This is a genomic window from Streptomyces sp. SID3343 (assembly GCF_009865215.1).
In the GTDB taxonomy this organism is placed as follows: domain Bacteria; phylum Actinomycetota; class Actinomycetes; order Streptomycetales; family Streptomycetaceae; genus Embleya.
In genome coordinates this window covers 1-9,325 of the sequence record NZ_WWJX01001557.1, presented here as the reverse complement: position 1 = coordinate 9,325, position 9,325 = coordinate 1, and the positions used below count along the sequence as shown (strand labels likewise).

10 protein-coding genes are annotated in these 9,325 nt (G+C 71.3%); all 10 read right to left on the bottom strand.

Annotation, left to right across the window (positions count from 1 at the left end; genetic code table 11):
* Positions 1-614 (bottom strand): hypothetical protein (locus tag GT354_RS49930; protein WP_202513168.1); only part of this gene is annotated, 614 nt, incomplete at its 3' end.
* Positions 615-831: 217 nt separating this feature from the next.
* Entirely contained in the window at positions 832-1,095 is a 264-nt protein-coding gene (locus tag GT354_RS49925; protein ID WP_161364819.1) for a DUF4873 domain-containing protein, read from the bottom strand.
* 153 nt (positions 1,096-1,248) lie between these two features.
* On the bottom strand, positions 1,249-2,073 hold the full coding sequence (locus GT354_RS49920; RefSeq protein ID WP_161364817.1) for a helix-turn-helix transcriptional regulator: 825 nt from the start codon (positions 2,071-2,073) through the stop codon (positions 1,249-1,251).
* Positions 2,074-2,153: 80 nt separating this feature from the next.
* Positions 2,154-2,612 (bottom strand): hypothetical protein, encoded by a 459-nt coding sequence (locus tag GT354_RS49915; RefSeq protein WP_161364815.1) that lies wholly within the window; start codon positions 2,610-2,612, stop codon positions 2,154-2,156.
* 160 nt (positions 2,613-2,772) lie between these two features.
* Complete coding sequence (locus GT354_RS49910) at positions 2,773-3,525, bottom strand: tyrosine-protein phosphatase (RefSeq protein WP_161364813.1); 753 nt, start codon at positions 3,523-3,525, stop codon at positions 2,773-2,775.
* A gap of 12 nt (positions 3,526-3,537) precedes the next feature.
* A complete protein-coding gene (locus tag GT354_RS49905) occupies positions 3,538-4,458 on the bottom strand; it encodes a carbohydrate ABC transporter permease (protein ID WP_346012527.1) in 921 nt (306 codons plus the stop codon).
* Between the two features lie 13 nt (positions 4,459-4,471).
* Positions 4,472-5,428 (bottom strand): sugar ABC transporter permease, encoded by a 957-nt coding sequence (locus tag GT354_RS49900; RefSeq protein ID WP_161364811.1) that lies wholly within the window; start codon positions 5,426-5,428, stop codon positions 4,472-4,474.
* A 9-nt stretch (positions 5,429-5,437) separates the two neighbouring features.
* Positions 5,438-6,307, bottom strand: coding sequence for a metallophosphoesterase (locus tag GT354_RS49895; RefSeq protein ID WP_161364809.1), 870 nt, complete (start codon positions 6,305-6,307; stop codon positions 5,438-5,440).
* 112 nt (positions 6,308-6,419) lie between these two features.
* The gene (locus tag GT354_RS49890) at positions 6,420-7,811 is read right to left on the bottom strand and encodes an ABC transporter substrate-binding protein (RefSeq protein ID WP_202513167.1); all 1,392 of its coding nucleotides are present in this window, start codon (positions 7,809-7,811) and stop codon (positions 6,420-6,422) included.
* Between the two features lie 69 nt (positions 7,812-7,880).
* A complete protein-coding gene (locus GT354_RS49885; RefSeq protein WP_161364807.1) occupies positions 7,881-9,023 on the bottom strand; it encodes an ABC transporter ATP-binding protein in 1,143 nt (380 codons plus the stop codon).
* Positions 9,024-9,325: the final 302 nt, after the last annotated feature.

Sequence of the window (9,325 nt, the reverse complement as noted above, 5' to 3'; positions counted from 1 at the left end):
GCGAGCCCGTCCGCGAGTCCCTCGGCAAGCCCGTCGGCAAGCCCGTCCGCAAGTCCTTCGGCGAGCCCGTCGGCAAGCCCGTCCGCGAGTCCCTCGGCAAGCCCCTCGGCGAGCCCGTCAGCAAGCCCGTCCGCGAGCCCGTCGGCAAGTCCGTCGCACTCACCGTCCCATTCGCCGTCCAACTCCGCGTCCCACAGGCCTTCCCACTCGCCGTCGCACGAGCCGTCCCACAGGCCGTCCCCCTCGAACCCGGCGTCGCACGAGCCGTCCCACAGGCCGTCCCAGTCCCCGTCCGACTCGGCGTCGCACGAGCCGTCGCACGAGCCGTCCCACAGGCCCTCGCACAGGCCCTCCCACACGCCGTCCGACTCCGCGTCCCACGAGCCCTCGCACCAGCCGTCCCACTCGCCGGGCCACAGCCCTTCCGAGTCCGCCTCCTCCACCCCTTCCCAGAGCCACTCGGCCCTGCCCTCAGGCCACCACACCAAGCCCGGTGACGGCGGCCAGCACCCCGGAGGCGGTAACGGCGCCAACCCGGGCGGCAGTTCGGGTGGCCAAGGCTCCTCGCACCTCGCGAGCAGCGGCCTGGCCTGGAACGTCATGCTGATGCTCATCGGCGGAGCGGTCGCCATCGCGGCAGGCGTCGCCCTGCTCTTCATGTACCGCGCCCGCGGCCGTACGGAAGGCGTGACCGACAACCCGTAGCCCCTGACCGACACGACATCCGGCATCCGGCCGGGCCGTCCTCCGCTCACCGGCGGAGAACGGCCCGGCCTTGCACGTCAAGCCACGCATCACCATCGCGCCGCACCCGGCACGGCGCCGCAGCGCTCAAAACGGCGGGATCCCCGTCCCCGCGACGGTCATGTGGTGGTCGAGGACCCGCTCCACCACGAACGCCGACCCGACCCCACCCACCCACACCACCAGGATGTCGGCCGCGGCCACCGCATCGGGGTCGATCGCGGGATCGTCGGTCCACAGCCGCCCACCCCACCGCTCCCCGTCGGGCTCGCGGCGCAGCCGGGCCTCGACCGGAAACCGCGCGCCGTCGGCGACCACCACGGCCGGACCGTCGTACCTGTCCACGCTCATGACCACCAGCCTGCGCCCGCACACCCGGCCGCCGCACCTCGAACCGTGTGGTCGGTCGGTCCGAGTCCTTGGTCGTCGACACGTGGTCGGCCCGGGCGGGTCACGGAGGATCTCGTCGAAAAGTGCCGGCCCTGCCACACCGGGGAGTCCCGCTCACGTGCCGTAGAGGTTGTGGAGGACTTCGCGGGTGCGTTGGTCGGCCGGGTAGAAGGACTCGATCGAGATGTCCGCGACGGTGATGTCGATCGCGGTGCCGAAGGTGGCGATCGTGCTGACGAAGGACAGGGTGTCGGCGCCGTGGCGGATGCGCAGCGGGATCGCCACCTCGCCCGGGCCCACCGGGGACGGCGTCGCTTCCGTGTCGGTGTGCGGGTAGCCGGACATTTCCTCGTACAGGGCCCGGACCACCGGGTCCGCGGTGATCGCCGCCTGTCGGTGCAGGCGGTGCAGCAGATGGCCGCGCCACTGAGCGGCGTTGACGATCCGCGGCGCGATGCCGTCGGGGTGCAGGCTCACCCGATACGCGTTCATCGGCGGCGTGAGCAGTTCTTCGGCGACGCCGTCGACGAACAGGGCGATGCTCGACGTCGCGTCGAGGACGTTCCACAGTCGGTCGACGACGAGTGCGGGATACGGCTCGTGGCCGGCGAGGATCTGGCGTACGGCCGTCTTGACCGAGTCCAACCCCGGCGCGTCCAGGCGGCTTTCGTGATAGGCGGGGGCGTGACCGGCGGCGAGCAGCATGCGGTTGCGCTCGCGCAAGGGGACCTCCAGATACTCGGCGAGCCGTAGCACCATGCTCGGGCTCGGTACCGAGCGGCCCGTCTCGATGAAGCTGAGGTGCCGGGTGGAGACGCCGACCTCCGCCGAGAGTTCGAGTTGGCTCAGTCGCCGGTGCGCTCGCCAGTGCCGGATCAGTTCGCCGGTCGAGCGCCGGGCTTGCGCGGTACCGGCGGGCCGGTGGGTGGTCGGGCTCATGGGGCCAGTCTGCGACGGGGTGCGGTGGTGGGTCACGTCGAGGTACGACCCGCCACCGGGTATCGGCCGGCTCGGCTGGGTCATGCGTTCCTGCGCGCCTTGCGCAGACCGATGATCTGGAGGTCCGCGAAGGCGAGCACGGCCACTGCCTGGACCACGATCACCGTCGTGCCGAGTGTGGTCGGGTCGAACCAACCGGCCGCGGCCGTCAGCACGCTGTCGGCGCACCAGATCAGATTGAGACCGATCACGCTACGCACGGCCGCGCGTCGCAGGTTCGGCCGCGTCGCGATCCACCACACGCCGAGCGCGTACACGACGAGGAACGCGCCGACCCCGGCCAGGAACGCGGTGCGCAGACCGAGCGCCGAGTCGAGGACGGTCGATCCGGCCACTGCCGCTCCTCCGACGGCTCCGGTGGCCGCGGCATCGAGCCGCAGGACCAGGCGCAGCAGTTTCGTGTCGCCGTGCACGACCGCGGGATCGGCTGCTTCGGCGCCCACGGGCCGGCCGGACACACGCATCGGGTGAGTGCTCATTCGGGATGCCTCCTCGGGCGGTTGCCGACAGTCGTTCGCCGACATTCGTTCGCCGACACGTCCGACTGTCGCCGAACCGACGACGCGAGGCGATTCCCTGGGAGGTAATGCCCACTGACGCGCTGCCGGGATGCGGCACCCGCCCGTCCCACTCGCGCGCCTACCGCCGCACGCCGCCCAGGAAGCGGGTGCGCAGACCCTCGTGGTGCCGGTCGGTGAGCCCGTGCCGGGCCAGGAGAGGGGCGAAACCCCCGTGTGCGCGCCGCAGTTCGGCCAGGCACGAGCGCAGCGTCGCGCCGTCCGCGCGCATGACCACCTCGGGGACCGCGGCGTCCGCGAGCCCCGGCAGGACCGCGGTGGTGCGGGTGCGTACCTCGTCCATCGCACCCCGGGTCCGCTCGTAGTCGACCACGATCGTGTCGTCGTCGACGTCGAGCAGGTCCAGCACGCACGCGATCACGATCCCGGTACGGTCCTTGCCGGCCGTGCAGTGCACGAGCATCGGCGCGCTCTCCGGGTGGGCGAGCATCCGCACCAGCCGAGCCAGCCGCTCGGCCCCGGCCTCGGCGAGCGCCGCGTACCACCGGCCGAACTCCAGGGGACCGAACGGATCGGGCCACGCCGGCGCGTGCGACCTCGGCGTGTGCGCGGCCAGTTCGACCGCGTGCAGGCGAACACCCGCCGGCAGGTCGGGCCACGGCACCCCCGCACGCTCGCCGTCGCTGCGCAGGTCGACGATCACCCCGAGGCCGAGGGACGCGATCAGATCGGCGGCGGCCGCCGCGGTCAGGTCGAACGGCGCGGCGGAGCGGTAGAGCAGGCCGGGACGGATCCGGTCGCCGTCGCGCGTGCGCAGACCGCCGACACCGCGCAGGTTCACCATCGGGACTCTCGGAAGAGTGGTGTTGCTCATTGCGGAGGTTCCCTACTTGAGACCGGAGCGGACGAAAGCGTCGATGACGTGGCGTTGCAGGACGACGTAGAGCACGAAGATCGGCAGGCAAGCGAGCCCCGAAGCGGCCATCAGCGCGCCCCAGTTGTTGCCTTCCGCCCCCATGAAGCCGCGGATGCCGACCTGGACCACCGAGTCCGCGCGTTGCAGGACCATGGCCGGCCAGAAGTACTCGTTCCACGCCGAGATGAACAACAGGATGAACAGCGAGGCCAGCGCGGGGCGCAGGTTGGGTACGACGACTCGCCACAGCGTCCCCCACGACGTGCGCCCGTCCATCCGGGCGGCGTCGAGCAGTTCCTTCGGGAACGCGGCCAAGTGCTGACGCAGCATCAGCACAGCCATCGCGGAGCACAGGGTCGGCACCACGATGCCCGCGAGCGTGTTGAGCAGCCCGAGTTCGGACAGGGTCACGTAGTTGGGGATCATGGTGACCTGGAACGGCACGAGCCACGTGCCGACGAACAACAGGAACAGCACGCGCTGCCCGAAGAACCGCCACGCGGTGAAGGCGTAGGCGGCCGACAGCGCGATGAGCGTCTGGCCCAGCGCACTGGCCAGCGCGACCGCGAACGTATTGAGCAGCATCCGGCCCATCGGGATCGCGTCCCACACGTGGCGCACGTTGTCCAAACCGGCCGGCCACGGGAACAGCGACTGCCCCAACGCCGCGCCCGGTTCGCGAAACGCGACCACGTACATCCAGTAGATCGGGAACACGCACACCAGGCTCAGCGCGCCGAGCACGACGTGCCCGACCACCGTGCGCGAACGCGAACGGCTGCCGACGGGCGACACGTCGAGGCTCCCGGGGACCGGGCCGGCGGGCCCGTTCGCGGTCACCGCGAGCAGTGGGGTGAGCGGGGGGACTTCGACGAAGGTTGCGGTGGTCACGGTGACGGGCCCTTCAGTCGTCGTGGAAGCTGAGGCGGTCGGCGAGCCGGACGAAGAACATCGCCACGACGGCGAAGCCGACGAAGAACACGGTCCCGGCCGCCGCGGCGTAGCCGGCGTCGAAGCTGCGGAACCCGAACTGCCACAGCAGGTAGTACACATTCGTGGTGGCGCCGCCCGGGCCGCCCTGGGTGAGTGTGTCGATCAACGGAAACGTCCACTGCGCGGACAACAGGATGGTCATCAGGGCGAGGAAGACCAGCGACGGCGACAACAGCGGCAAGGTGATGCGCCGGGTGATCTGCGCCCGGGTCGCCCCGTCGAGCGACGCGGCGTCCGCGTAGTCGCGGTTGATCCCGGACAGACCCGCCGTCACCACCACGACCGCGAAACCGATCATCTGCCACCCGCAGATGCCGATCATCGCGACCATGGCCGGCCCCGGTTCGCGAAAGACGTTGACCGGACCGATGCCGAACACCTCCAACGCCCGGGTGACCGGGCCGCCGTCGGGTTCGAGCAGCCAGCGCCATACGGCGGCGGTGGCCACGGGGGTGACCAGCGTCGGCACGAAGATCAGCGCACGGTACAGCGCCTGACCGCGCCCGCGTACGTTCTGCGCGAGCAGTGCGATCAGCACCGGGATCAGCACCGAGAACGGCAGGAGCCCGAGCACGTACCACGCGGTGTTGACCAACGCCTGCCGCAGCTCGGGAAGTTCGAGCACCTGCCGGTAGTTGTCCAGGCCCACCGGCTCCATCGGCGAGGTGGGCAGCAGATTCCAGCGGTAGAACGACAGCTCCACGGTCTGTGCGAACGGCCGGTAGGTCCACACGACGAGGAACACCACCGCCGGCACGAGGTACAGGTAGGGCGGAGCCGCGCCGGCGATCCGGCGCGCCGGTCCCGGGCGGCCGCGGCCGGCAAGGGCGGTGGAGGCACGGTCAGGGGCGGCGATTTCGACGAACACGGTGCCTGCTCAGCCCTGTGCGGCGTCGGCGCCGGTATCGGCGGTGTGCTCGGCCAGGTAGCGGCGCAGGGTCTCGACGTCGAGTTCGTAGACCGGCGCGCCGGTGCCCACCGGGACGTAGGTCGCGGTCGCGCCGTCGTCGTAGACGTCGATCCGGGTGTAGCCGCCGCCCACCGTGCCCCGTACGAGGCCGGCCGGCGCGAGCACGTCGGCGCTGTAGGCGGTGGCCGGCGCGATCCATACCGGGACGCCGCCGAGCGAGCCGCACGTCGCGTGGTGCGCGTGTCCGGCGACGATCAGCGCGACGTCGGTGCCCGCGACGATCTCGGCGAGTTCCTCGTGCCGGCGCAGGGTGAGCATCTCCAGGATCGCCAACGGCGAGGGGATCGGCGGGTGGTGCAGCGCGAGCACCGTGCCGTGCGTCGCACGGGTGGTCAACTTCTCGCGCAGCCAACGGAGTTGCCGATCGGTCAGGTCGCCGTGGTGGTGCCCGGGGTCGGTGGTGTCCAGGAAGATCACCCGCAGGCCGTCCACCTCGTGCACGAAGTCCCGTTCGTGGTCGCCGCGTGGGGCGCCGAGCAGGCTCTCGTGGAAGTCCTCGCGGGTGTCGTGGTTGCCCATGCCGTACAGCACCGGGGCGCCGATTCGGGCGGCGGCCTTGTCGACGAGGTCGCGCAGACGGCGGTACGACGGGCCGTCGCCGGCGTCGGCGAGGTCGCCGGTGAACAGCAGCGCGGTCGGCCGCACATCGGCGGCCTCGACCTCGGCGAGCGCCTCGGCGAGGTTGGCCAGCGTGTCCACGCTGCCGTGCAGCAGGGTGCCTTCGGGCACCACGTGCACGTCGCTGAACTGGATCAGGGTGTGGCGGGGGATGCGCACGGTGGGTCGATCTCCTTGCGGGAAGCCGGCGAGAGGCCGGCGGGAAAGTAGCGGACAACAGTGGGAGGTGCCGGGAAGCGGCGGCGGAGGAGTGGGCGGCAGGACCGGCCGGTCAGGGCAGCAGAGCGGTGCCGCGCCTGGCCGCCTCGCCGAGCGCGGTCTGCGGGTCCTTGCCCTGGTAGACCGATGCCTCGACGGCCTGCATGAGCAGGTCACGGATTTGCACGTAGCTGTTGCCGGGGAAGGACACCCACGGACTCAGCCGCTCCAGTTGGCGCAGATTGGGACCCAGCAGGGTGTTCTTGTCGGCCCACGGCTTGAGCGTGGTCGGATCCTGGGTCAGCGAGGGGCGCAGCGGGAGGTAGCCGATCTTGGCGGAGATCTCGGTGTACGCGCGGTCGCTCGTCAAGAACGTGATCAGCTCCCACGCGGCCCGCTGCTTGGCCGGGTCGCCGGCGAAGACCATCAGCGCCGAACCGGAGTTGGTGGGCACCGCCTCCTTGCCCGGGAAGGCGGGCAGCGCGGCGGCGCGCAGGTCCCACTTCGCGGCGCCGGCGGCCTGCTGGAACATGCCCTGGAGCGAGCTCGACTCCAGGACCATCCCCAGGTTGCCGCGGCTGAACGCGTCGATCGCCTGGGCCTGGGTCAGGTTCGGCGACGCGCCGGACTTCACCAGATCGGCGAGCGTGCCGACGGCCTGGACCGAGGCGGGTTCGGCGAAGGTCAGCGTCTTGCGGTCGGGGGAGAGGACCGAGCCGCCGTTGGAGCCGAGGATCGCCTGCAGGCACCAGTCTCCGGAAGAGGCGGTCGCGCAGTCGATGTACGCGCCCTCCTTGCCGGCTTTCGCCTTGATCGCGAGAGCGGCCTGCTTGAGCTCGTCCCAGGTGGCGGGCGGCTTGTCGGGATCCAGGCCCGCCGCGCGGAAGGCGTCCGCGTTGTAGAACACGACGGGGGTGGAGAACACGTACGGCATGCCGTACGTCTTGCCTTCCCAGTCCCCGAGCGTCCTGGCGTTCGGCGCGAAGGGGTGCTTGCCGTCGAACGCGGTCTGCACCGCGGCCTTGCCGACCAGGTCGTCCAGCGGCTTGGCCTTGAGGCCGTGCACCGCGAAGTCGAGATCGCCGAAGGTGATCTGGCCGACGTCGGGAGCCTTGCCGACGACCATCTGGGACTGGATCGAGCCGACCGCGTTGAGCGCGCCGCCCTGCGGCGGGCGGGCGGTGACCTTGATGTTGGGGTGCGCCCCCTCGAACTCGCGGACCAGACCGTTGATCGTGTCGGTCCACACACCGGCCTGGGAGAGGTTGTACGACTCGAAGACGATCTCGACCTTCTGGTCGGAGCGCAGCGGCGGGGCCAGGCCCACGGCCGCGGTGTCGTTGGAGGACGAGCCCGACGAGCCCGAGCCGAAGCTGCTGCATCCGGACGCGGTCAGGGCCAGCGCGACGACGCCGGCCGCGAGGCCGACGCGGCGCAGGGGGAGGCGGCGCAAGGAGAGGTTCACGGGGGAACTCCAAGGGTTTGTGCCGCCGCGACGGGCGGAGTCTGCGGGCGGGAAGGGTGGCGCACGTGTTCAGGCGGTGCTCAGGGCGCGCTTGTCGGCGGGGGCACTGTGGTCGCGCCACTCCAGGCGGCGGCCGGACGCGGCGTCGAACAGGTGCAGGTGTGCGGTCGCGGCGGTCAATGTCACCGGGTCCCCGGGGCGCAGACCGAGGGGCCGTGGGCCGCGGAGCGCGACCCGCTGCGCGGTGACTCCGGTGCCCGCGAGACACAGCGCGACCTCCTCGCTGCCGAGGTTCTCCACCGCGTCGACCACCGCGCGGATCCGGACCGCCTCCTCGCCGGCCTCCCGGGACACCGGGGTCAGATGCTCCGGCCGGATGCCGAGCAACACGTCGCGCGCGGGGACCCGACCCGGCCACAGCGGGGCGACCGTGCCCTGCGCCTCGACACGCAGCATTCCGGCGGGGGTGCTCGCGAGCCGACCCGGGAGCAGGTTCATCGGCGGCGCGCCCAGAAACGACGCTACGAAGGCGGACGCGGGTGTGTCGTAGACCTCGCTGGGGGTGCCGACCTGTTCCAGTCGACCCGCGTCGAGCAGCGCGATCCGGGTCGCCATCGTCATCGCCTCGACCTGATCGTGCGTCACGTAGACGAACGTCGAGCCCAACCGGCGATGCAGGGCCGCGAGTTCGATCCGGGTGGCGGTGCGCAGCTTGGCGTCCAGGTTGGACAGTGGCTCGTCCATCAAGAACGCGCTCGGCTCGCGCACGAGCGCCCGACCGAGCGCGACCCGTTGGCGCTGACCGCCGGACAGTTCCTTGGGCCGGCGCGCGAGCAACGTGTCGATTTCCAACTGCCGGGCCACGTCGAGGACTCGGGCCCGGGCCGCCTGCTTGCTCATCCGCCGTACCCGAAGCGGGAAGGCGATGTTCCCGGCGACCGTCAGGTGCGGGTAGAGGGCGTAGCTCTGGAAGACCATCGCCAGGTCGCGGCGGCGCGGCGGGGTGTGCGTGATGTCCTCGTCGTCGAGCAGGATGCGTCCGGACGACGGGGGCAGCAGACCCGCGATCATGCGCAGCAGCGTGGTCTTGCCGCAGCCGCTGGGACCGAGCAGCGCGAGGAACTCGCCGTCGGCGACCTCGAGACCGACCCGGTCCACGGCGATCGAGGAGCCGAAGCTTCGAGACAGGGCGTCGAGCCGGATGCGGCCCACGACTACTCCTTTGACGTGTGGTCTCCGGCCGATCGCGGGCGCCCTTCGAGGATCGAGGGCGCGTCACCGGCGGAGCGGTACGTCCAGCAGCCTGGTGCGTCGGGGTGAACGTGGCCCTCCCACCACATGTGGGCTCCGCGTACGTCGCGCCATGTTTGGCGGGCGTGGCGATGAACCGGGGATACGACGAATTGAACCGAGCCTTACTGTCGTATGACGAATAGTCATATCGAGCGAGGCGGGCGGGTCGGGCCGGTCGGGCCACGGCCCGGACGCCCCATCGGCAGCCGACCGGCCGGGCG